Below are 24,226 nucleotides of genomic sequence, written 5' to 3'. Positions count from 1 at the left end.
ACGCCAAAACTTTGAAAAGGGAGATCCCCGAAGAACTAATCCTCCCCGTCTACGGAACCTACGTAAGCAAACCGTTAATACCAGCCAGGCTACGAGAAATGCTGCAGCAAACTGGGCTCTTAGCAAGACTGGAGTAGGTTACAATTCTCCAGGGGCAGGCTATCGATATAATTTCGCTTTCAACAAAAATGTCGACGGTGACTCTTTCAATTGTTCTTCTTTAGTCTGGTCTGCTTACATGGTTGCTTCTAGAAATGCTATTGACCTGGATAAAAATGGAGGACCAGGAGTCTATCCTGATGATATCAGGGATAGCCCATTTGTAAGAGACTATTAAATCATCGGAGTTTTCAGGTAATGAAGATTTTTTCAAGACCACAACGTGTCTTGTGGATAATCGTGTCTATTGCATGCATGGTTTTTGTAGGATGCTCAGATGCTCAGCAATATTCTGAAAGTGAGAAGTTGTGGACTTCCCCTGGAAATTTCATAGTCTCTTATGGGCCTATTATGGAGCCATATTCTTCTAAGATTGATAATTCCTACTACCTTTATTCTCCTTCTGGCCAGCAGCTTGGATGGTTACAAGGACAGGGGAGCTGGGCTCCGGTTGCTCTTGCTACGCGAAAGGGTAGTTACGGTTATTTTGCAGGTTCAATAAATAACCTTGGAGATGGGACACAAAAAGTGTCTTTCCTGAAAGAGAGTCCGGTCTCATTTTATGGAAGCTCCCCCAACGGAAATCTGGCCATAGCCATTATCAATGATTCTAATTCAGCTGAATTTCATCATTCTTTTGTTGCATTTTACGAAGAATCTACTTCCAAAGGCACAGTCCCAACTGTTCCTCATTCTCTTGCAGTAGGGGAGGAAGCGGCACTTGTCGTTGGCGACTCCTACGAAGGAGAGCGTTATGAAAAAGATTTAGTCTTGATTCGTAACGACGGATCAATCAAGAAAATCAACTTCCCGCTTGGATATGACGAAAATATCCCCGATTTTAAATATCCACATGTTAATTATTTAGGCAATGGAGTATTTGAAGTATTGGAGGGAATAACTAAAGGAGAGAGAACGGACTTTAAGTCATTTGAGGTTCGGATCGGTGATGATGATGAATTAACGATTCAAAAAGTTACCCATTTTTCGATGAACCTTCATGAAGACTTTGCGATAACACAAAGCTTGCCTTTCGGTGAAAATGGCTTTATCGACATTAATGGCAACGTATTTATCAACCACAGAGATACGCATCTGCCAGAAAAAACTGGGAACATTCGATCTTTTAACGCAAAGGCCTACATACCAGTTAACTTTTCGACCGAGGCACTATTAGGAATTCGACAAAAAGATTGTATTGAAATAAGTCGATGGGATAAGCCAGAGTTGGTCGTAGCTCGCTTGAAATATGAAAAAAAGGCCTGCTCAGACGATGCTTGTGGAATTTCATCGATATCGCGAACACTATAACTAGTCAAAAGTAGTGTCTTTAAAAATCAATCGCTCTAACGCTAATAGTGTGAAATCCTGGCCATAAAAAATGGCCTCTCGAATAATGAGAGGCCGGATATATTAGCCGTATTAGGAAGCTGGCTCGGTGATCTCTAGTAATACGCCACCGGCATCTTTAGGATGAACGAAGTTAATACGAGCTCCACCGGTGCCACGCTTTGGCTCTGGGTAAAGCAGGCGTACACCCTGTTTGGTGAGGTGCTTGCTTAGTGCATCAATGTCGGAGGTACGCAGGCACATCTGCTGAAGGCCAGGACCTTTCTTTTCAATGAACTTTGCAATGGTGGAATCCTCATTGAGTGGAGCAAGAAGCTGGATCATACCGTCAGTTTCTTTGAGGTTCTTTGGACCAACCATGGCTTCGGTAACGCCTTGTTCTTCGTTGGTTTCCTGGTGGTGGTTAACCCAGCCAAAAGCACTGCGGTAGAACTCAACTGCCTGATCTAGATCGGGCACAGCAATGCCTACGTGATCGAGGCAAATAACAAGCTCGTGGGGGATATCAATGGAGGAAATATCGTTACTCATGGTTGTCGAGTGTAGCGAGATCCTCACAATGCTGTCTTGAAAAAGTAGCTATTTGTTTAATTATTCACAGATTAAGTAATAGTTTTATGGGTTGGTTAAAGAAATAAAGAAGAACGTTGGCTAGATTAGCCTAGCTATCTAGATGAAAAGCAAAAGTATTCGCGGCAAGAGAAACAACAGTAGACTTGGCGCCATGATTGTTGCTTTTTCGGTAGCGCCTACCGTGGTGGATAATACTAGTGCTGATATGGCAGCGGCTGTTTCTGCTGCGGTACGAGTAGTACGTGAATCTGGATTACCTAACGAGACCAATGCCATGTTTACTTTGATTGAAGGGCAGTGGGATGAGGTAATGGCGGTTATCAAGCAGGCAACTGATGCCGTGCTTGCAGTATCACCACGAGCGAGTTTAGTTATAAAAGCCGATATTAGACCTGGCCATAGTAATCAGATTAAAACCAAAGTGGATAGTGTAGAGCGTCATTTAGCGCAGGCAGAAAACGAAGGAGAAAAATAATGACCACACCGAATCGTTTTGTAGCTGGTGCCATTGATTTAGGTGAGGTAAAAGCTCGTGCCGATGCTAGGGCTAATGCTGCTCACACCACTATGGCTGGCGGTGTAGCGGGTGTGTTGACTTTGAGCATGGACAATGTCGAGGAGGAATTAATCAAGCGCTCGACGCAAGTTCCAGTTATTGTGCTCATTGGTACTTCACGCAGTCCAGAATCGGAACAGTTAAGAGCAGATTTTAGCCAGCTTGTAACTGCAACGCAGAATGCTACGCCAAGCTTTGTATTCCGGTATGTTGATGCAGATCAAACCCCACAGGTCGCGCAAATGTTTGGCATCCAAGGCCTTCCTACTGTGGTAGCGATTGCTTCTGGACAGCCAATTGCTAATTTTGAAGGCGGACAGCCTAAGGAAGCATTAGAAAAGTGGAGTGCAGCAGTTGTAGAGGCGGTTGCTGGACAACTAACTGGTCTACCAGAAGATGAGGATACCGAGCCAGCAGAAGATCCTCGTTTTGCACCAGCAACCCAAGCATTAAACAATGGTGATTTTGACGCTGCCATTGCAGTTTATGATGCAATTTTGGTGCAAGAACCGAAAAACGCTATGGCATTAAAAGCACGAGACAATGCCCGCCTATTAGCTAGATTACAGCAGGCAGATCACAGTACTGATCCAGTTGTGGCTGCTGATGCTAATCCAGATGATATCGAGCTAGCCTGTGCAGCTGCCGATCACCATATTGCTGCTGGCCTTCCAGAATTGGCTTTCGAACGGCTAATAACTTTCTTACCTAACGACGCAGCGCGTACACGATTATTAGAGTTGTTTGCTCTGTTTGAGCCAACCGATCCTAGAGTGATTTCCGCACGTGCTGCTATGGCAAATAAGTTATTTTAATTTCGCGCTTATCGACGCTGACCTGAGTGCATAAGTAAGCTAAATCCGTAAGGGCTGGGTAGTGGGAGTATCCAGCGCTTACGGGTTATTTATGATGCTTGCCTTTGTAAGATGGGTAAGTTTTTGCCGTACTAGATGTACTGAAGTAGGAAAGAGCATGTAGCACTAGATGAGTAAGCAGCTGTTTAGAGTAAGAATGTCTGTCCTAATGGTTGGGCTTGAGTGCGTCTAGAAATCGTCGTTTGGGTCTATTTGTTTCCAGCGTTCTTTTGCTGTGTCGCGGACTTTGAATCCTGAAATAAGCCTTGTAGCACCAAGCGCATACCCTACAATTGCTTCAACGCTTGTATGAAGTTCATTAATGTCTGTCTTGTCTGATTCGAGAAAAATCTACGATGGTTTGTCGAACTTGTGTTTCTTGTTCGAAAGTTAAATTAGCTTCATAGCAGGCTCTATCGAAGGCTTTATGTCTTTCTGGGGCATCACTAAGCAGTATGATGAGTCTTGCTTGGTTAAGTTCAAGCTGCTCAATGCGCTGGGTAAGTGCATCTATTTCTGATTGGTTCATACTGCCCGTCACGCTATCCTGTCAGCAATTATCGGGGCAGTAGACAGTAACCCTGTAAATAGGCGTAATGGCTTTGCGTAATTATTCCTTTCACTTGTTTGCAATAGCGTTATCTTTGCGAAGTAAAAGAATTGGTCGGTGTTACTTATCGATATATGTGTTAATAAAACAAGTAAGCGGCGTATATGACTATTAATGCTGCAAAAATCCCAGAAATTATAAAAGTATATGGACGTACGTTGTTGATTTTAAGGGATGAAGAGGCAGGGTTCTGGGGGAAGATATTTAACCAAAACAGTAGTGAAAGTAATAATAAAACTAGTGATAATGGGTAGAACCACCAAGGTATACCTAGGTATAGGTAAAGCGGAACTGAAGTAATCCAAACAATGAGGGTGTTTTGGAGCGGTTTGGAAAATGTTTTCATGATAGTAGCATCATAACAGTGCCGTGGTAGTCAGAGCTTGCTCAAAGCGGCTGGTTGGTCTCATAGGGTGACTTTCGCACAATACGTGTGCGCGGTAGGGTTTATTTCCTCGGCGTGTTCAAAGTAGCAAAAGAACCAAGTCAGATTTTTCCGGGGGTTTCCTGAATAAAGTCTTTCTAGTGCAAGCGAAGTGAGCTTCTCTAACTGGCGTGCCCAGATAGCCTGCTAAGCCTCCTAAGTGTCCCACTTCTTCCCATTACGTTGTTAGCAGTTCCGTTTGAGGGCACCGTAGCTTCATAGGCTATTCCCTGTTTCAGGGGTGGGTTATGTTTGTTTCGTTCCCTCTTTCCTCTCGGGGAGATGAAACTAGTCACTGGCTTTGGTATGGCTTATTTCTATCCCTGTCTGAAAATGATCCGGGGGGGGTGATGCCGCCAAAGGCAGTAACATACTCCCAACTGCTAATAGGAACCTGACCCGCTCAATTATGTGCGAGGTCTCAAAGTAATGTGGATGCCAGCGTGAAGTATGTCCGACCACCAGCGATGAAATGTCCCAAATTCGCTTTCTATCACTAGGAGGTTCAAAGATGACATACGACTATGTCATCGGCATGGATGTCGGTACGTATTTCCACTACGCTTGCGTTCTCGATTCCAGTGGCCACCAGGTCCTATCCAAACGCATTAACCAACACGAGCAGTCGCTTCGGAAGATCCTCGCTGAGTATGCAGCCACTACTGGAGTGGTAATGCGTCAGCTATCGCGTATTCACGCTGGTAACTTAAAGACAGACGTCAGAGATGCTTATATCATCGCCTACGCTGGTAAAAATCTTCCAGAATCACTGAGAAAGGTCGACCGAGTCGAAGAAGCCTTCCTACAGTTGAAGGTGCTCAACGGTATCGACGAAGACCTGGTCAGATCTTATACACGGCTGATCAACCAGATCCGTTCAGCATTGGTCGGCACATATCTAGCGTTTGAGCATGTATTACGTGGACAGATGATTCACCGGAAATAGATCTTGCACCTGCTAGCCAAGTATGGAGGGCAAACAAAAATAAAACGTCTAGGTAAAACCCGTGTTATTACCTTTGTTTATAAACATTGGTCTCGTAATCCTGAAACTGTCACCGACGCGATATTTGCTACTATCAGTGGTCAATCTGTTCAGATTGCGGGTGCACGATACGCTGAGTTAGGTGCGACCATGTCGGCAAAAGATGCGCTACTTAAAACTTGAGCATCGTAAAGAAGTCGAAGCGCAAGTCATCGAGCTCATCCAGGGGATCCCGCAAACCCAGCTCCTTTTGTCGATACCAGGTATTGGCCCTAGGTTGGCTGCGCAAATATTGATGACGGTTGGCGATATCTCTGATTGTCCCACCGCTGGCCATCTGGCTTCCTATGCTGGGCTATCACCGAGGACCAATCAGTCTGGAACGTCAATTATGTCCAATTCGCTCAATCGGTCTGGAAACAAGAAATTAAAAACGCCCTATGGCAATCGTTTTTTGCATCGATCAGATTCTACGAGCGTTCACGGCAATCCTACGAACGAAAACGCAGCGAAGGCAAAAGGCATAACGCAGCCGTTGTCGCCTTAGCGTGTCGACGACTCAACGTGCTGTTCGCCATGATGAAAAATCACGAGTACTACAGAGATCCCTAACCCTAAACGGAGACCACCGCCGCATAGGTTCACAAACGATCAACAGAGCCGACTGGGAAACCCCAGTCGGTTAAGACCCCTGCCTGAAAACAAACAACCAGAACCAGATTCAAAAACCTACAACACCCCTGCAGAAACTACCCGAAAGATTGACAAACTATATAGGAACACCCCCATCGTGTCATCACACCGTTATCGTCCTAAGTCCCTACACACCCTTAGTCCCCGGCCCGGGTAGGTGGCTATGTTGCTACGCACTCTAGATTGGGACGTCATAGCTTTTACTTGAAATTTTCACCGATACCAAGAGGTAGTCACGGATGCAGCTATGGTGAACAGTGATAAGAACCTTTGCATCTTCTATTTTGCACACAGGAGAATTTTCAGATGGTAGTACTGTCTACTACATATTTTTTGGCTAGAGAAGAGTCTATTAATGATGCTTATGAAATATATAAATCTAGAATAACTCGAGCCAATCAAGAGGAATTTATATCGATATTGTTTTTTTCACAAGAGGTAAGCCCCTCAGAGGAAGGAACAATACTTGAAATTTTGCTAGATCAGTTTAAAGAAGAAAACAAGGGGGAAAATATTGAGGGATTGTTACTCTTCCGTGTCGACTGCATAGCGAACCTTATGCAGATAAACAAGGAATTTCATATTGACACACCAGACTTGGAAAAATTAGCTAGTTATCTTTTCATGGATGAAGAATATTCTGTAAAAGATAAGTATCCTAGTTTTGTATTTTCGCAGAAGCTTCGCACATTAGAGCATGTTGATTAAAGACCACTCCTAGTCGTGATACGTAACTGATAGTGAATTTGTATTCGTTGGGTCTGACCTTCGTTTGGTGAATGGCTAACATCCAACCTAGTCGGGTTGGGCGAAAAGGTAAGTTGCACAGCGTGGCTTTGACCACACGGTGAAATCGATACATCCAAACCAACACAGGGAGATCTCCGTGAAATTTTTTCGGCGCAACCCCCTGGTCCTACTTTTGCTTGCTGTCATTGGTGCTTAGGTGCTTATCTTGGTCGATCTGGATTCCATCGTTGACACGACCAGCACTCTGCTTGGATTCGTTCCGCTTTTCGCGTCTAATCCTGAACTGCATGATCAATGTCGTTAGACCGACATCACGCCGATTGGTATACCTATTGCTGATAATTAGACTTTCGGTTTCCGGCTTCGTTCAAAAGATCTACACACCTCATGCACTAAAGTGATGCGGCGCAGGTAGATGCGAAATAAACCTAACTAGTTGTGCAGGATATGCGTCAGAATCTGAGTCGCGAGGTGACCCGCGAGGACACAAATCCAGCTACTGTTGCGGCGCAAGCTCACCTGGCAGCAGAAATAGTGCTGATTTTTAATTCGGATAAGAATGCTGCTATCGAAGATGCAAGAGAAACTAATGTTTATTGGTTTTGATAAGGCAGGTTAAATATTTTCCTAAAGTGTTGCAAGATTCTTCTTTGGCTTCGGCCACCTCACCTGTAATACCGGATGAATCATCTTTTCGGGTTGAGCTAGAACCTGGAGAAAGTTTTACTTTTACCCTTGAAGATGAAACGTTGAATGATGAGGTATTGACTCGTTCTATAGGGGCAGGTGCGTGTACTGGAATATGTGCAAATCCTCAAGTAGAAGCTGGTGGGATTGTCTCGTATGGCTTACATGTTAGGTGTTCAGGAACTGGTTTTTTGCTCCTGAGTGCAAGAATTAGGTTTCAAGAAGAGCATCTTGGTTTGGTCTACGAAACTGTAGGTGAGATTTACAAACAGTTTACTGAGGGTGGGTACGCAACGGTTCGTGGAGAAACAATATGTAATCCAACGACTTCAGGGCATGACTACCGTATTGCTGGGGAAATCTTTGCAGGAAGCCATCACGGGTTTGGTATCTCAAAAGAAGTTCATCTGCCCTGTAATGTTCATTAGCTACTTTGCATAATCCAATTTTTTAACTCTTTTTCCGCACGCTCACGTCCACCTGGGTAGTTTTCGTTTAGTTCTTCGGCGACGGAGTCAAATACTTTTTTGGTTAGAGCGTCAGCATGATCAAGATTGAGCTTCCCTTGCAGTTCATTTAATGGAACAGAAAGGGTGATATCTGGGCTGGGACGCACGGAATAAGATCGCATATATTCGAATTTCTGTGCCTAAAATGTGTGACTCAAGAACGACATTTCCGAAAAATAATGATGATAGCTTTTTTCTTCCATGTCGATAGCTTACAGAATGGACATTATGTTGCCTGTTGGCTTATTTGGTTTGGCTCATGCGTTTTCCGTCTCTTGATCTTCTTTCACATAGCGGTGAACCGTGCCCACAGAACAACCGATTTCTGCTGTAATCTTGTGCATGGAAAGATCTTTGGTGCGCAGGTTCTGGAAGCGCTCGCGCTTTGCATCAGCTTGGGCGAGATAGTTCTCATGTGGCTCGGAAGTCCAGTTCCGAATGGCCTGTGGAGTGCAGCCAACGCGCGCTGCTCATTCATTGGTGGTGAGTCCATTACGCGGAAGTCGTTCACGCATGAATTTCCTCCTGAATTCTTCAACGAATTGAGCTAGCTTTCACAGAAACAGATGTGCGGCCACGTGCAGATTGCATGGCGGAGAATGTGGCTGAGTAGCTTCTGGACGTTGCGTATGTTTCCCATCGGGTTGCGTCCAGTCTTTCTACTTGTGGTGGTAAAGATCCCCACCGTTGGTTGAGCGTTTGTTTTAACGGTGGGGTTTTATGCCGTTGGTCCCACACAATTTCATAAAAATCCCGTATGCGCTCCCAGGGACATTGGAATCAGCAGAATCATCGGAATTCTCATGAAGTTGCGACCAGCTGAAATAAGGCTTGTTCTGGTCATTAAAAAGTGCTAAAAATTAGCAGTCATAGTACATTTCAAATTCTTGTGGGGTGGGGCGCAGTCGTACAGGAGTAATTTCGTGATCGTACTTGAGCTTGATATAAGTCTCGATGAGATCCTCAGTAAAGACACCGGTATCGGTAAGAAAGTCGCTGTCCTTTTCTAGCTCAGCTAATGAAGTCTCTAAAGATGTAGGAGCCTGAGGGATGGAAGCGGCCTCTTCCGGTGGAAGTTCATAGAGATCCTTATCGACGGGTGCATGAGGCTCAATACGATTCTTAATACCATCAAGACCAGCGAGCATCATGGCCGCAAAGCCGAAATACGGGTTACCAGAAGGATCTGGAGCACGGAATTCAATGCGCTTTGCTTTAGGGTTAGCACCAGTAATTGGGATTCGAATTGCCGCAGAGCGGTTGCGTTGAGAATAAACCAGATTGATAGGAGCTTCGAAACCAGGAACTAACCGGTGGTAGGAGTTCAAAGTGGGATTAGTAAAAGCAAGAACTGCCCCGGCGTGGTGCAAGATACCACCAATGTAGTAGCGAGCAATATCAGAAAGTCCAGCATAACCAGACTCATCGTGGAACAGTGGTTTACCGTCTTTCCACAAGGATTGGTGGGCGTGCATACCTGAGCCATTATCGCCGGCTAATGGCTTGGGCATAAAGGTTGCGGATTTTCCATAAGCTTGAGCAGTATTTTTAATGATGTACTTAAAGTTTTGCAGATCATCAGCTGCATGCAACAAAGTATTGAACTTGTAGTTAATTTCTTGCTGACCACCAGTTCCCACCTCGTGGTGGAAACGCTCAATTTCGAAGCCTGCGTCGATAAGCTTATGAGTCATTGCATCGCGGACTTCTTGAGTTTGATCATAAGGCGCTACCGGGAAGTACCCACCTTTTAGCCGGGTTTTAGAACCCAAGTTTAACGAGCCATCCAGGTTGGTTTCTGCACCACGGTTCCACCAGCCCTCATCCGAATCTAGCTCATAGAAACCAGCATTAACCTCAGTTGAGTAGCGCACCGAGTCGAATAGATAGAACTCAGCCTCAGCACCAAAGAAACAAGTATCGGCAATACCAGTAGAACTAAGGTATTCCTCTGCTTTGAGCGCAACAGTGCGTGGATCGCGGCTAAAAGGCTCCTTGGTAAAAGGATCAACCACAAAGAATTTGAGGTTTAAGGTTTTAGTCTTTCGGAAAGGATCCACCATAGCGGTAGCCAGGTCAGGCATTAACGTCATATCGGATTCGTCGATAGAGGTAAAACCGCGAATAGAAGAACCATCAAAAGCAAGCCCTTCATGAATGGCTTCCTCATCGAAGATCCGTGCTGGGATGGTGAAATGTTGCTCGATACCGGGAACATCAGTGAATCGAATATCAACAAACTCGATTCCCTCGTCTTTGATGAACTTCTGTATATCTTCGGCGGTGTTAAAAGCCACGGTTACTCCTACTTAGCGTCGGAAACTTTGCTATCTAGCGATTATTGATAGGACGCAATGAAATAAAATTCTTGTCCTAGTTATTAACGATGCCAGATATAAAGTGAGTGTGCATCTGGTAGCGCAAACTAGATACCACTTTAGTGCAATTTCTATAGGGTAACCAAAAAATCCTTTTAGTTTGGTTTTCTAAGAATGAGAAGAATCAAAAAGCTAGATAATATTATTCGCACCAGGACGCATACTTAGAATTATTGCGATGTAAATACTAGATTATTGGGCATGAACAATCCCAAGCGATCATGGCTCGATGGCCCACAAATTCCTGGCGAATACGATGGCATCCAAGAATCCCGCTGGCCTGGTGAGTTGCTTGGCCTTCCAGAATTTGGCTCAGGTGCTTTAGCTTCAGTGCGTCGTCGCGCCGGGGGAGTAGCTATTGATTGGGCAATCTGTGTGATTGTGGCCAGCTTTATTAATATTTTTACTCATCAGCTTGGTGGTACCTCAACATTGGCCATGTTGCTTTTTATTTTACTCGGAACACTGAGTGTTACTTTCTTTGCTCGAACACCTGGACAGATGTTGTTGGGTATGGGAGTAGGACGTATTGATGTCCGCGATGCCCATGTAGGGTTTGTTCGTGCATGTGCGCGTAGTTTATTAACTTGCTTTGTTTTACCTGCGGCAATGGTCGATTCTGATGGTCGTGGTATGCATGATCGGGCTACCGGTACCGCAGTTATTCTTTCTTAAAAAATATTTACGGTTAATAAAAAATCCTTGGGGATAAACTTCACTGTGTTTACCACCAAGGATTTATTTTTTATAACGGTTTGTTTTAGCTCTCCCCGCGACGAGCTGCCTGACGACGTGCGCGTCGATTCATACCAGATACTTTTGCTCCCTTAGGAATCGGGCCTTTAGGCAGTCCAGTTTGCTGTGCAGTGATATTATCCATTGCTTCTACACGAGCTGCAATCTGATAAACCTCATCCTTTTTATAATGGCGGGGTAGTTTCATCAGAGTGGATTGCAATTTTTTAAGTGGTACGTCATCTTCGCCTTCACCAACAAAGATTTCGGTGACCGGAACCCCTGGAGCTAAGCGATTAATTCGCTTTTTTTGTTGTTCCATAAGGGGCTTAAGGCGGTGACGCTCGCCTTCACCAACAAGCACAAAACCGCATACACCGGCAACGCGGTGCACAATATCCATGTGCCCGGTTACTGCTACTGCAGTTTTAGTACGCCACACCACGGCAAAATTGCTGCGCATATTTTCTAACGCCCAACCAGCAGCGCCGCGTTCGCCCTGTGCACGCTCATACACCGAAGATTGCAGACGTCGGCTAAATAGGAACATAGCCAAGGTAATCCCAAGGAGGAGACCAATAATAAGCATGAACCACTGACCGCCCCAGAGGGTACCAATTAGGAAGAAAACTAACGCGGTACCTAATATCGAGGCAAGCATAATTGGGATAAGTGCTTTATCCTGTTTGCGCTGGATATTAAAGGCCTGCCAAATTTGCGACCAATTGTTCCTACGCTGTGCACGTTTTTCTGCGCGCGCTTGTTTCTTTGCAGCTTTATCAGCTTGCTTTTTTGCGTCTGCCATTATCGTCCTTGGATTTCGATGATCAAAATCAACAGTTTACCAGTGTAGCCAGTTCACAGGCGTGCCCCAAATAGAAAACGCCTCGTAGGTTTTACGAGGCGAAAAGCATTCCTAGCATCTGCAAAGAAAACCTTTGTTTGCGGCTAGTTGTAGCTACCGTTTACTACTATCCTGGGTCATTGTGCTCTATGAGAGCATTTAGCGCTGAATAGAAGACACAACCGGAGTTTCTTTGCTAGGACCGTACTTATCCAAGAGTGTGGAAGCTTCTTGAGCAGTTGATCCTTCGGCAGTTTCTGCGAGATGAGCCAGGTTTTCCGGTAGTTCTTCACCACGTGCGGCAAGCGCCTGAGCATAAAGCCGGCCGGCACGGTAAGAAGAACGCACCAATGGGCCAGACATTACTGCTCCAAAGCCAAGCTCACGCGCAAAATCAGCATGCTCAAGGAATTCTTCTGGCTTTACCCATCTATCGATCGGATGATACATCGGACCGGGGCGTAGATATTGCGTAATAGTAATGATATCGGTGCCAGCAGAATGTAGATCAACTAAAGCAGAACGGATTTCTTCGACGGTTTCACCCATGCCCAAAATAAGATTGGACTTAGTAATCAAGCCAAAGTCGCGTGCCTGTCGGATAACATCGAGGGAACGTTCATAACGGAAAGCGGGGCGGATGCGTTTGAAAATACGCGGTACGGTTTCTAAGTTATGGGCGAAAACCTCTGGTCTAGCCTCAAAAACCTCTTGGAGTAGTTCTGGGTTACCAGAAAAATCAGGCACCAGGTTTTCTACGCCAGTATTGGGGTTAATCTCGTGGATTTTACGCACCACCTCGGCATAGAGCCAAGCACCTTCGTCGTCGAGATCATCACGAGTTACCCCAGTAATGGTGGAGTAATTCAGTTGCATCTCTTTAACAGATTCAGCAACGCGGCGAGGTTCATCACGATCTAGCGGTTCTGGTTTTGCCGAGTTGATCTGGCAGAAATCGCAACGGCGGGAGCAATTAGCACCACCGATAAGGAAGGTAGCCTCACGAGACTCCCAACATTCATGAATATTGGGACAGCCGGCTTCCTGGCAGACAGTATGCAGGCTAGAACCAGAGACACGTTTCTTAATGTCTTGATATTCCGGACCTGTTTTGACTGCGGTGCGGATCCAACGGGGTTTTGCTTCGATGGGAGTCTGCGAGTTACGCGCCTCCACGCGAAGCATTCTGCGTCCTTCGGGTGCAATAGTCACAAGCGGTTACCTTAGTCTGTTGTTCTCTTTGGGTGTTAGTTGGTGCGTCGAGTTGAGGAAGACGGATCTGGCAGCGCATCAAAAGAATGATCTGCTACTACTAATTCGCCATGAAAAGCGCGGGTCAAAGCGTCGATAAGCGGTTCGATCATTTCTTCTACCGTGACCGTTCGATCTAATTCTGCGCTGAGGGTTGTTACCCCCGCATCGGTGATACCACAGGGAATAATGTGTTCGTAATACTCTAATGTATTTGAGCAATTAAGGGATAAGCCATGCATGGTGACCCCTTTTGTGATCCGAATACCTAATGCTGCTACCTTACGGTGTTCTGGATCACCTGGTAACCATACCCCGGATCGTCCATCGACACGACCAGCTTTAGGTAGACCAATATTACGAATAACCTGAATAAGAGCTTCTTCTATGCGACGCACATAGTCGACTACATCAATGGGATCAGCGAGTTTAATAATTGGGTAGACCACCAATTGACCTGGCCCATGCCAAGTAATTCGTCCCCCGCGATCAACGTCGATAACGGGTAGACCATTGGTAGGTCGATCGGAATCTTCAGTGCGTTTTCCAGCGGTATAAATCGGAGGATGCTCTAAAACGAGGATAGTGTCATTAATTTCTCCCTGGCTTCGCTGCACAGCTAAGTCTGCCTGCAGGTGCCAAGCATCTAGATAATCGATGGTTTTTAAATAACGAACATCAATCGGGTGATTATCAGCGCGGATGGACTGGTCAGCGGGAAAGAAAGGGGCACGCGGGGCGGTCATTATTCTCCTTGAATGGGCGCTATAGTACAACCACTTATTTATCAACTAATAGAGGCGATAAAAAATTTCACCCCAGCCATGGCCGGGGTGAAAAATTGTGCTTTTATACGCCGTTAGCCTTGCCATATTCTTCGGCAGTAAGTAATTCACCGATGGATTCTACTTCGACTTCGAATAACCATCCTTGACCGAAAGGATCATTATTAATAATGGCATAATCATCATGAACCGCATCATTGACTGCAATAACAGTGCCGGTTACTGGGGCATAAAGATCTGAAACACTCTTGGTGGATTCTACCTCGCCGCAGGTTTCACCAGCTTCAATGCTATCGCCGACTTGAGGTAACTCGGCGAAAACAACCTCACCGAGACGATCAGCGGCAATAGAAGTAATACCCACTTTTACGGTAGTGCCAACAGCAGCATCTGCGGTGCTATTGATCCACTCATGTTCCTCAGAATAAGAAAAGTTTTCAGGTAAAGACATTGTTCCTCATCTCAAATAGATAGTATGTAGCCTAAATTTTAGTGGCTGCTTTATGCGCTTACAGGCGATTGCACCAGATTATTGTGGTTTTCCTTTTTGATCAGGAGTTGCGTTTATAAAACGGTAATTCAACCACCTTAAATGGGTAACGCTTGCCACGAATATCTGCATGCACATGAGTACCTGGAGTAGCCCAATCACGGCGTATATAGGCAAGCGCAATGGGATGACCTAGCGTAGGTGAGGGCTGGCCAGAAGTAACAATGCCTACCTCGGTGCCTTCGGCGTCGAAAAGCAATGCCCCGCTACGAGCAGCTCGACGATCATCAGAGACTATGCCAACGAGAACCTTTTTTGGGGCTTGAGCATTAAGCAGTACATCTTTGGCTACAAAATCTGCTTCCTTCTTCTTGCCGATCAACACTCCCAGGCCAGCATCATGTGGGGTTAACTCACGACTAAGCTCATTGCCATAAAGCGGCATTCCAGCTTCTAGACGCAAAGAATCGCGCGCAGCTAACCCAGCTGGAATCAACCCAAGATCTTGTCCTGCTTCACTGATCGCATGCCATAAAGCCAGAGCGTGTTCATTATTAATATATAGTTCGAAGCCATCCTCACCGGTATAGCCAGTACGGGCAAGCAATACCTCAAAACCAGCAACAACCGCTGGGGCACAGGCATAGTATTTCATCGTTGTCAGAGTTTTCGCATTGTGCGTATCGACGATCTTAAGCAGGATCTCCTCAGCTTTTGGCCCTTGAATAGCGATTAATGCAGTTTCTTGTGATTCATTAACTACCGCTACATCAAAGCCGTGTGCGCGGCGTTCTAATTCGTCAAAAACCACTTGCGCATTACCCGCATTGGGCACCACCAAGAATTCTTCTTCGCCTAAGCGGTAGCTAATGAGATCGTCGATAATGCCACCATCTTCGGCAACAATCATGGAATATTTTGCTCTATGCACTGCAATATTTGATAGTTGAGAGATTAAAGCGTAATCCAAAAACGCACCGGCATCATTTCCGCTCACGCGAATTTCACCCATATGGGAAAGATCAAATAACCCCGCTGTAGTGCGAACTGCGTGGTGTTCTTCAAGCTCTCTGCCATATTTCAGCGGCATGTTCCAATCACCGAAAGCAGTAAAAGAGGCTCCGAGCTTTTCATGTACTTCATGTAGTGGAGAAAGACGTAGATCGGTCATATGAATGTCCTTATATTTGACTGTGATCTGTGAATAAGTGTTAGTCCTCGATATCGAAAACCTCTGGCGGCGGGCAGGAACAGGCAAAGTTTCGATCACCATAAGCCTCATCAAGACGGCGCACCGGTGGGAAATATTTTGTTCGTCGCAAGCTGGAAACTGGATACACAGCCTGAGTACGGGTAAAGGAATAATCCCATTGATCTGAGGCAATAGTCTCAGCAGTAAAAGGTGCGTGGTGGAGAACTGATTCCTCATAGCTCACCACGCCAGTGGCAATGTCATCGATTTCTGCGCGAATAGATCGCATAGCAGTGATAAAACGATCAAGTTCAGCACGGTCTTCGCTCTCGGTGGGCTCAACCATCAACGTGCCGGAAACTGGGAACGAAAGTGTTGGTGCATGGAATCCATAGTCAATGAGGCGTTTGGCTACATCGGCAGCAGTGACACCAGTAGTAGCGGTAATTTCACGCAGATCGAGAATGCATTCATGTGCTACTAGACCGTTGGCACCGGTATAAAGCACGGGGAAGTAGTCAGTGAGATTCTTGGCTAGATAATTAGCATTAAGAATGGCTTGCGCGGTAGCTTCAGCTAAACCAGCGCCACCCATCATCGCGATATAAGCCCAAGTGATGGGTAATACACCAGCAGAACCAAAACGTGCCGAGCTAATCGGAACACCGGTAGAGGTAGGTAGGGGATTAGTAGCATCACTTGCTACTGGATCAGCAGGCAAAAATGGAACAAGGTGTTGGGCAACTGCTACTGGTCCTACACCTGGACCACCACCACCGTGAGGAATAGCGAAAGTTTTATGCAGGTTAAGGTGTGAAACATCGCCGCCAAAATGACCTGGTCGAGCAATACCAGCCAGCGCATTAAGATTTGCACCATCAATGTACACTTGGCCACCAACCGCATGGACTTTATCGCAAACCGTACGCACAGTATCTTCATACACACCGTGGGTGGAAGGATAAGTAATCATGATGCCAGCAACATGTGCAGCGTATTTTTCTAGCTTCGCGTCGAGATCATCAAGGTCAATGGAACCGTCGCTAGCTGTAGCAACAACGACAACACGCAATTTTGCTAAAGTCGCTGAGGCGGCATTAGTTCCATGAGCAGACTGTGGGATAAGAACAATATCGCGTTGATTATCGCCACGGGAAAGATGATAACGACGAATAGCGAGCAAACCAGCTAATTCACCCTGGGAGCCAGCATTAGGCTGCAGCGAGACCTGAGCATAGCCGGTAATATCAACCAGCCAACCTTCTAACTCTTTGATTAATTCACGCCACCCAACGGTGTGAGAATCTGGTGCATAGGGGTGAATATTGGCAAATTCTGGCCAGGTAATTGGCTCCATACCCGCTGTTGGGTTGAGCTTCATTGTGCATGAACCCAACGGAATCATACTGCGATCCAAAGCTAGATCTTTATCTTTAAGCAAACGCAGATAGCGCAGCATCTGGGTCTCAGAATGCACAGAGCTAAAAATTGGGTGATGTAAAGCTGCAGTAGTGCGAAGAAGTTCGTCGAAAAGCACTTCTTTTATGTGTGCTGGCTGTGCGTCAAAAGCTTGCGCAAGGGTTGCAACATCTTCTTCAGTGGTGCTTTCACCAAAAGAAACACTGACTTTATCGGTACCAATAGCACGCACTAGGTACCCAGTTTTAGCTAGCTTATCGACGATTTCTTCTGCCTGACTAGGAACAACCACAGTGACAGTATCAAAGAAGACCTGGTGGGCAATAGTGCCACCAGCTGATTGAATACCTTCGGCAAAGCTGATTGCGTGATGGTGGATACGCTCAGCAATAGCGCGTAGCCCAGCTGGACCATGCCAGATGGCATACATAGAAGCACACACTGCCAATAGAGCCTGAGCAGTACAAATATTACTGGTGGCCTTTTCTCTACGAATATGTTGTTCGCGAGTTTGTAATGCAAGACGATAAGCCGGATTACCGGCAGCATCTTTAGAAACGCCGACAATACGCCCCGGTAATTGACGCTTTAATGCCTCGGTCACCGACATAAAAGCTGCGTGTGGGCCGCCAAAAAATAATGGAACACCAAAACGTTGAGAAGAACCGACCGCAATATCTGCCCCCAACTCACCAGGGGATTTAAGCAGCTGAAGGGCAAGCAGATCAGTAGCGATCGTGGCTAATCCACCGCGCGCATGAATATCATTGATAACACCTTGGAGATCAATAACATCACCTTCGGTTCCCGGATATGCCAGCACCACACCGATAAGGTCTTCACCGACAAGACCGGAGCTAATATCTGCGATTTCCACCTCAACATCAATAGCTCGTGCGCGTTCACTAGCAACATTAAGTACTTGCGGGTGCAGACGGGTATCGAGAATGACCCGGCGACCTTTTTTATTTGTCCGACTCATAAGCCCAATTGCTTCAGCGACAGCGGAGGCTTCATCAAGAAGTGACGCATTAGCAATGGGTAAACCAGTGATTTCACTCACCATGGTTTGGAAATTCAACAGTGCCTCAAGGCGCCCTTGGGAAATCTCTGGTTGATAGGGAGTATATGCGGTGTACCAGCCGGGATCTTCCACCACATTACGACGGATAACCGGTGGGGTGATTGTGTCATAGAAACCTTGACCATAAAAGGCTTTCAACACAATATTTTTATCGGCATAATGGCGTAGTTGTGCATGTGCTTGTTCTTCGGAAAGCGCGGGAGCAATAGTAGGAAGATCCTTGGCGCGAATTGCGTCTGGAACAGCGGCATCAACAAGCGCGGCAATGTTTGGATAACCAATACTAGTACACATCGCCTCCCGTTCATTCTGGTTAGGACCGATATGGCGATGAACATATGGCGTGGATACAGACGATGGCGACATGTGGTTCTCCTACTCGTGGTAAAGCAGATAAGGAACTTTTTCAACGTATGTGTGTATAAAACGCATTTACCTAGCGGTGATAAATGCACACCCCCGAATATATCTTGCTTTGTTCTTGCAATGTTGGTTAATGATGTATTTTCCTAAAAACTACCCCCTAAGGGAGAATGACCGGAGAAAAGAGTTTAAGCACAGAGAGTGTGCGGATTGTGAAGACAAAAATAAGGACAGCAAAAACCGCCTGGTATTCACAGGAATACCAGGCGGTTTTTATTCCTAGCGGATTCGCAGCTACTTGGCGAGTATGGCTAGAAAATATACGGTTTAGAGGCCGAGATCAGACTCGAAGTTACCAGTTTCTAGACGATCCTTGATAGTTGCGGTGAAACGACCAGCATCTGCACCATCAACAATCTGGTGATCATAAGAGAATGGCAGATAGCACATTTGTCGGATAGCAATAGCGTCCGTTCCGCCATCGGAAATGACCACTGGGCGTTTTTGGATTGCAGCTGTGCCCAAGATGCCAGCCTGTGGTGGAACCAGGATTGGAGTATCAGACAAAGCTCCCTCAGAACCAATATTGGTGATGGTAAAGGTTGCACCAGAGAGATCCTGTGGCTTGAGCTTATTGTTGCGTGCGCGATCAGCAAGCTCAGTAATAGCCTGAGCCAATTCTGGCAAAGTCATTTCCTGTGCTTTGTGAATAACCGGGGTAAGCAAGCCACGCTCGGTATCAACGGCAATAGCAACATTGACGTCTGCGTGGTAGGTCATTTCCTTGGTCTCAGCATTATAAGATGCGTTGACATTTGGATGGGAGACCAGCGCTTCGACGGCAGCCTTAACAAAGAAAGGCAAGAAAGTAAGGTTGACACCATACTTCTGCTGGAAGGCAGGCTTGTTAGCCTTGCGCAGCTCAGCAATCTTAGTCATATCAACCTCTTGGAGGTGGGTGAGCTGCGCAGAGATCTGCAATGCTTCAACCATCTTCTTAGCTGTGATCTCACGGATACGGTTAACCTTCTTTGTGGTACCGATTAATTCTGCCTTAGCAGGATCAACACGCTTGGTCGACCAGTTTGCACGTGCACCCTGTGCAACAGGAGCCTGTGCAGCAGGAGCTGGGGTGGCTGGGGCAGCGCTAGCAGCGGCAGAACCCTGCTCGGCAGCAGCAAGCACATCTTGTTTACGGATACGCCCACCAACGCCGGTACCTGTTACCGTGGAAAGGTCAACGCCGTGCTTATTGGCTAGCTTGCGTACTAGTGGAGTGACATAAGGAACATTACCAGTGTTAATGGCAGGCTTCTTTTCTTCTTGAGCAGCTGTAGCAGCCTGGGCAGAACCGGAAGTTTGGGAAGCAGCAGGTGCCGTTTGTGGTGCTTCTTCTTTTTCTGGTTCAGGAGCACTAGCAGCAGCGGAAGAAGAAGATTCCTCGCCTGGCTCACCGATGATAGCGATAACTGCGCCGACATCGACGGTGTCATCTTCTTGGGCGAGGATTTCAAGGATGGTTCCGGCTACTGGTGATGGAACCTCGGTGTCGACCTTGTCGGTGGAAACCTCAAGCAGGGATTCATCAACTTCGACGGTGTCGCCGACGGACTTGAGCCACTGAGTAATTGTGCCTTCAGTTACGGATTCGCCTAGTTCTGGCATCACGACGTCGGTAGCAGAACCGGAAGTTTGGGAAGCAGCAGGTGCCGTTTGTGGTGCTTCTTCTTTTTCTGGTTCAGGAGCACTAGCAGCAGCGGAAGAAGAAGATTCCTCGCCTGGCTCACCGATGATAGCGATAACTGCGCCGACATCGACGGTGTCATCTTCTTCAAATTTAATTTCTAGTAAGACACCGGCTACTGGTGATGGAACCTCGGTGTCGACCTTGTCGGTGGAAACCTCAAGCAGGGATTCATCAACTTCGACGGTGTCGCCGACGGACTTGAGCCACTGAGTAATTGTGCCTTCAGTTACGGATTCGCCCAGCTCGGGCATGACAACGGAGTGTGCCATATTTAAATTAGACTCCTCGAAGTAGTATCCATGAAACGTTAATACCTAACCAGACTACTGCTTTCGAGTACTTTATGTGACTTTCTGGGGGCATATAAAAGAATTTTTCCCCCTACAATGTCTTATTGTGTTCAATCTTTTCGGTCGAAATACTAGAAAATCAAACCTGGCACCCGCACGTGGCCCAGGAGAAACTGTGCGCCCGGATGATCTCGCATATCTTGAGTCTTGGGTGGCTGAACATGCCTTGGTAGAGGCTTTTGTTGAGCCAGAGACCTTAGTGAATGAAATGTCTGTTGTACTAGTTGATATCAGCGGTGAATTTACTCGTCGTCGAATCGGCGGTCCCAAAGGTATTGATGTTATTGCCAAACGGTTGGGAGTTCCTATCTACGATGTGGAAGAAACCGGGTACCCCCAACGGATGCGTGAACGTATTGAACGGGAGCGTTTATTGCGGAAACGAGAAGAACAACGGCAGCGACGGGAACGTTTTGACCGGGGTGAATTACCGGATTAATTCTTAACAGCTTTTCGACGATCGTCGTTAGTGCACTTCAATGTGAAAATACTGGGTACTAGTAGCTGGTCAAGAAAAATAATGCTCCTCGGTATAGACAGTAAACATATATCGAGGAGCATGCTGTATAGCTGATTAAGCCATACAGGTAGCTGAGTTAAGCTTTTTCTTGAATAGTAAGGGCTTCTAGCACCTTAATAAAGGTACGTACTGGCACACCAGTAGCACGCTTAGGAGTAAAACCATAAGGGCTAGCGGTGTTATAAGAAGGACCGGCAATATCGACATGTGCCCACTGGATATCGTCACCAACAAATTCACGTAAATAGGCCGCAGCAGCTAGCATTCCACCGGAGCGGGAGTGAGAAACATTGCGCAGATCAGCAACCGGGGATTTCATAGCCTCAGCAATATCTTCGGGGATTGGCATCGCCCAGGCTGGTTCGCCTACTTCCATGCCGGTGCGGGCAACTATATCGCGGAAATCATCGGATCCCATAGCCCCTGAGGTGCGATCTCCTAGCGCCACAATCTGAGCGCCAGTTAGGGTAGCTACCTCTAGTAGATAATCCGGTTCATCTTCACTTGCACGAGCAATAGCATCAGAAAGAATAATGCGTCCCTCAGCATCTGTGTTAAGGATCTCTGAGGTGATACCACCATAGTGAGTAATAACATCGCCAGGACGGTATGAACTGCCATCGGGCATATTTTCCGCTAGCGGGATGGTAGCAGTGATCTGTATTGGCAGATTGAGCTTAGCAGCTGCAACTACGGTCGCTACTACCGCGGCCGAACCACCCATATCGGAGATCATATTATCCATATTCGCCCCTGGCTTTAGTGAAATACCGCCGGTATCGAAAGTAATTCCTTTACCTACTAAAGCCACATGCTGGGTGGCATTGTCTGGCTGCCAGCTCATACGTACCAAACGTGGTTTACGAGCTGAGCCCATTCCCACAGCAAGGATGCCCCCAAAACCTTGTTCTTTAAGTGCATGTTCATCAAGAACATCAACCTGCACGCCTACAGCTTCGCCGAGACCACGCATAATTTCAGCATAAGATTCAGGGTAGAGGTGAGAAGAAGGAGCATTAACTAGATCACGAGCGGTTACTACTGCCTCAACGACGGTTTGTGCATGAGCGAACTCTTTTTCCGCGGTTTCACCTTCAGCAAAGAAAATAACCTTCTTTACTGGCTGAGAACCAGGCTTTGTTTTGAGCCCGGTGTAATTATAGGCACCCAGACCGAAACCTTCGACAGCAGCAGTAAGGTCAAAGGTGTTTAAAGTGGTAACAACTGTGTCGATATCTGTTAATGAACGGGCAGCACAGCCAGTGGCATTGCGCAATACATCTGAGTCAAGGTTTTCGTTGTCTCCTAGCCCTACGCCCACCACAAAATCACAATTTAATCCTTCGACAGCTGGAACCCGGGTGATCTCATTGGCTTTACCTTGGGCACCGACAGAATTAAGAAGTTCCCAAATTGCTAGGGCAGTGGGTTCGTCGAAAAGCTCAGGAACAGCGAACTCAAGACCCTCTTCGCCTTCGAATACCGGGACTACGAGAGCGGCATATTCTTCAGGCAGTTGCGTGGACAGCACAAGTTGGGTTGTGGCACCAGTGGCCGGTAGCGAAAAAGAACTCATAGGTAGTTGAAAACCTTTCATGAATAAAATTAATTTTGGTCCTTTATACACAGTAATCCAAACTTTTATTCCTTGTGTGAAAAGTTTTGAGGTGTATTTTTGGTTTATGGCTTCCCTAGAATTTGTTGTGGAAAAAACCACAACCCCCACTGATCCTGAAAAGCTTGCGCATATCTTGGCTAATCCTGGTTTCGGCAAGTACCACACCGACCATATGGTCACGATTGATTGGACCCTAGAAAAAGGTTGGCATGACGCCAAACTTATTCCGCGACAAGATCTACTACTTGATCCCGCGACCTCTGTTTTGCATTATGGTCAGGCAATTTTCGAAGGTATTAAGGCATACCGTCACGCCGATGGAACTATCAAGACATTCCGTCCGCAGGCTAATGCTCAGCGGTTTCAGCGTTCCGCACAACGGTTAGCAATGCCAGAATTGCCTACCGAACTCTTTATTGAGTCACTGCGTCAGCTTGTCGATGCTGACCAAGATTTTGTACCAGCAGCAGGAGGCGAAGCAGCGCTATATTTGCGCCCCTTTATGATCGCTACTGAGGCAACCCTGGGGGTACATCCGTCCAATGCCTACAAATATGTAGTTATTGCTTCGCCCGCTGGCGCATATTTCTCTGATGGCGTTAAACCAGTATCAGTGTGGCTTAGTGAAGACTATGTCCGTGCCGCTCCTGGTGGTACTGGTGCAGCTAAGTTTGCTGGCAACTATGCAGCTTCCTTGCTTGCTCAAGCACAAGCCGCCGAGAAGGGCTGTGATCAAGTGGTGTGGTTGGATGCTATTGAACACAGCTACATTGAAGAAATGGGCGGAATGAACTTATTTTTCGTCTTTGGATCTGGTCGTGATGCCCATATTGTTACCCCAAAGCTATCAGGATCTTTACTTCCCGGAATCACCCGTGATTCGTTACTGCAAGTAGCACAAGACCTAGGCTATACCGTGGCGGAACGGTTGATTAGCACTAGTGAGTGGGAAAAAGCCGCTACGGAAAAAACAATGACTGAATCCTTTGCCTGTGGCACGGCAGCGGTAATTACTCCAGTTGGATTGGTGAAATCAACACGAGGTGAATTCACTGTTAATGATAATGAAGCAGGAGAAATCACCTTGCAATTACGCGAAAGATTAACTGGTATCCAGCGCGGCAGTATCGAAGATACCCATGGCTGGATGACACAGTTGGTATAGGAATTTAGGAGTGCTTTATCTGTTGTAGATAAGCGCAAATAAGAGAGTTATTAATTCTTAAAAGAAGCCATACCCTGGGCAATCTAATCTAGCGCTAAACTTTTAACCCGCAAAAGTTTAGCGCTAGATTTGTAT

The 24,226-nt window shown here is 46.5% G+C and carries 23 protein-coding genes and 1 pseudogene; 12 read left to right on the top strand and 12 right to left on the bottom strand.

All coding sequences use genetic code 11. The features are described from left to right. Positions 1-357 precede the first annotated feature (357 nt). Complete coding sequence (locus tag UL82_RS07145) at positions 358-1,470, top strand: hypothetical protein (protein WP_046439995.1); 1,113 nt, start codon at positions 358-360, stop codon at positions 1,468-1,470. A 111-nt stretch (positions 1,471-1,581) separates the two neighbouring features. Here the strand turns inward: UL82_RS07145 and mce are convergent, their stop codons facing one another. Continuing rightward, the gene (gene mce / locus UL82_RS07140; RefSeq protein ID WP_046439993.1) at positions 1,582-2,040 is read right to left on the bottom strand and encodes a methylmalonyl-CoA epimerase; all 459 of its coding nucleotides are present in this window, start codon (positions 2,038-2,040) and stop codon (positions 1,582-1,584) included. Between the two features lie 193 nt (positions 2,041-2,233). On the opposite strand from mce, the gene UL82_RS07135 reads away from it, so the two are divergent. Both UL82_RS07135 and UL82_RS07130 read left to right on the top strand, forming a co-directional pair. Then, positions 2,234-2,557, top strand: a complete 324-nt coding sequence (locus tag UL82_RS07135) for a thiamine-binding protein (protein ID WP_046439991.1) — start codon at positions 2,234-2,236, stop codon at positions 2,555-2,557. Next, the gene (locus UL82_RS07130; RefSeq protein ID WP_046439989.1) at positions 2,557-3,453 is read left to right on the top strand and encodes a tetratricopeptide repeat protein; all 897 of its coding nucleotides are present in this window, start codon (positions 2,557-2,559) and stop codon (positions 3,451-3,453) included. The genes UL82_RS07135 and UL82_RS07130 overlap by 1 nt, the downstream gene beginning before the upstream one ends. Before the next feature lie 358 nt (positions 3,454-3,811). Here the strand turns inward: UL82_RS07130 and UL82_RS11420 are convergent, their stop codons facing one another. Beyond that, a complete protein-coding gene (locus UL82_RS11420) occupies positions 3,812-4,021 on the bottom strand; it encodes a hypothetical protein (RefSeq protein WP_232009540.1) in 210 nt (69 codons plus the stop codon). Between the two features lie 185 nt (positions 4,022-4,206). Here UL82_RS11420 and UL82_RS11180 point away from each other — a divergent pair, with 185 nt between their 5' ends. From UL82_RS11180 to UL82_RS07110, 6 genes are all read left to right on the top strand, one after another. Continuing rightward, positions 4,207-4,356, top strand: a complete 150-nt coding sequence (locus UL82_RS11180; protein ID WP_158407830.1) for a hypothetical protein — start codon at positions 4,207-4,209, stop codon at positions 4,354-4,356. 681 nt (positions 4,357-5,037) lie between these two features. Continuing rightward, positions 5,038-5,472 carry an IS110 family transposase gene (locus UL82_RS11650; RefSeq protein WP_407921676.1) on the top strand — a complete coding sequence of 145 codons (435 nt, stop codon included), beginning with the start codon at positions 5,038-5,040 and terminating at the stop codon, positions 5,470-5,472. A gap of 181 nt (positions 5,473-5,653) precedes the next feature. Next, a complete protein-coding gene (locus UL82_RS11645) occupies positions 5,654-6,058 on the top strand; it encodes a transposase (protein WP_407921675.1) in 405 nt (134 codons plus the stop codon). Between the two features lie 452 nt (positions 6,059-6,510). Continuing rightward, positions 6,511-6,912: a hypothetical protein gene (locus tag UL82_RS07115; RefSeq protein WP_046439987.1), complete on the top strand. Its 402-nt coding sequence runs from the start codon at positions 6,511-6,513 to the stop codon at positions 6,910-6,912. Between the two features lie 489 nt (positions 6,913-7,401). Continuing rightward, positions 7,402-7,560, top strand: coding sequence for a hypothetical protein (locus UL82_RS11175; RefSeq protein WP_170166113.1), 159 nt, complete (start codon positions 7,402-7,404; stop codon positions 7,558-7,560). Between the two features lie 26 nt (positions 7,561-7,586). Next, a complete protein-coding gene (locus tag UL82_RS07110) occupies positions 7,587-8,069 on the top strand; it encodes a hypothetical protein (protein WP_232009539.1) in 483 nt (160 codons plus the stop codon). Here UL82_RS07110 and UL82_RS07105 read toward each other — a convergent pair. Together UL82_RS07105 and glnA are read right to left on the bottom strand one after the other, a co-directional pair. Then, positions 8,066-8,297: pseudogene (locus UL82_RS07105) on the bottom strand (hypothetical protein). The gene UL82_RS07110 and the pseudogene UL82_RS07105 overlap by 4 nt on opposite strands. 713 nt (positions 8,298-9,010) lie before the next feature. Further along, entirely contained in the window at positions 9,011-10,447 is a 1,437-nt protein-coding gene (gene glnA / locus UL82_RS07095; RefSeq protein WP_046439984.1) for a type I glutamate--ammonia ligase, read from the bottom strand. Positions 10,448-10,729: 282 nt separating this feature from the next. Between glnA and UL82_RS07090 the strand changes: the two genes are divergently transcribed. Then, a complete protein-coding gene (locus UL82_RS07090) occupies positions 10,730-11,203 on the top strand; it encodes an RDD family protein (protein WP_046439982.1) in 474 nt (157 codons plus the stop codon). Between the two features lie 85 nt (positions 11,204-11,288). Here the strand turns inward: UL82_RS07090 and UL82_RS07085 are convergent, their stop codons facing one another. The 7 genes from UL82_RS07085 to sucB all read right to left on the bottom strand — a co-directional run bounded on the left by UL82_RS07085 (position 11,289) and on the right by sucB (position 20,707). Beyond that, positions 11,289-12,068, bottom strand: coding sequence for a DUF4191 domain-containing protein (locus UL82_RS07085; protein WP_046439980.1), 780 nt, complete (start codon positions 12,066-12,068; stop codon positions 11,289-11,291). 198 nt (positions 12,069-12,266) lie between these two features. Beyond that, positions 12,267-13,319 carry a lipoyl synthase gene (gene lipA, locus UL82_RS07080; RefSeq protein ID WP_046439979.1) on the bottom strand — a complete coding sequence of 351 codons (1,053 nt, stop codon included), beginning with the start codon at positions 13,317-13,319 and terminating at the stop codon, positions 12,267-12,269. A gap of 35 nt (positions 13,320-13,354) precedes the next feature. Continuing rightward, a complete protein-coding gene (gene lipB / locus UL82_RS07075) occupies positions 13,355-14,104 on the bottom strand; it encodes a lipoyl(octanoyl) transferase LipB (protein WP_046439977.1) in 750 nt (249 codons plus the stop codon). A 103-nt stretch (positions 14,105-14,207) separates the two neighbouring features. Further along, positions 14,208-14,594, bottom strand: a complete 387-nt coding sequence (gene gcvH, locus UL82_RS07070; RefSeq protein WP_046439976.1) for a glycine cleavage system protein GcvH — start codon at positions 14,592-14,594, stop codon at positions 14,208-14,210. A gap of 100 nt (positions 14,595-14,694) precedes the next feature. After that, complete coding sequence (gene gcvT / locus UL82_RS07065) at positions 14,695-15,804, bottom strand: glycine cleavage system aminomethyltransferase GcvT (RefSeq protein ID WP_046439973.1); 1,110 nt, start codon at positions 15,802-15,804, stop codon at positions 14,695-14,697. Positions 15,805-15,844: 40 nt separating this feature from the next. Further along, entirely contained in the window at positions 15,845-18,694 is a 2,850-nt protein-coding gene (gene gcvP / locus UL82_RS07060; protein WP_046439971.1) for an aminomethyl-transferring glycine dehydrogenase, read from the bottom strand. 324 nt (positions 18,695-19,018) lie between these two features. Continuing rightward, complete coding sequence (gene sucB / locus UL82_RS07050; protein ID WP_046439969.1) at positions 19,019-20,707, bottom strand: 2-oxoglutarate dehydrogenase, E2 component, dihydrolipoamide succinyltransferase; 1,689 nt, start codon at positions 20,705-20,707, stop codon at positions 19,019-19,021. Positions 20,708-20,834: 127 nt separating this feature from the next. Here sucB and UL82_RS07045 point away from each other — a divergent pair, with 127 nt between their 5' ends. Next, positions 20,835-21,227, top strand: a complete 393-nt coding sequence (locus UL82_RS07045) for a hypothetical protein (RefSeq protein ID WP_046439967.1) — start codon at positions 20,835-20,837, stop codon at positions 21,225-21,227. Between the two features lie 157 nt (positions 21,228-21,384). On the opposite strand, the gene UL82_RS07040 is transcribed toward UL82_RS07045, so the two are convergent. Next, positions 21,385-22,884, bottom strand: coding sequence for a leucyl aminopeptidase (locus UL82_RS07040; protein ID WP_046441339.1), 1,500 nt, complete (start codon positions 22,882-22,884; stop codon positions 21,385-21,387). 106 nt (positions 22,885-22,990) lie between these two features. Between UL82_RS07040 and UL82_RS07035 the strand changes: the two genes are divergently transcribed. Then, positions 22,991-24,091 carry a branched-chain amino acid aminotransferase gene (locus UL82_RS07035; protein ID WP_046441337.1) on the top strand — a complete coding sequence of 367 codons (1,101 nt, stop codon included), beginning with the start codon at positions 22,991-22,993 and terminating at the stop codon, positions 24,089-24,091. The last annotated feature ends 135 nt before the right edge of the window (positions 24,092-24,226 follow it).

This window comes from Corynebacterium kutscheri (assembly GCF_000980835.1).
Taxonomy (GTDB): domain Bacteria; phylum Actinomycetota; class Actinomycetes; order Mycobacteriales; family Mycobacteriaceae; genus Corynebacterium; species Corynebacterium kutscheri.
Note: the sequence above shows the minus strand (reverse complement) of the source record. Positions and strands in the feature narration are given on the sequence as shown.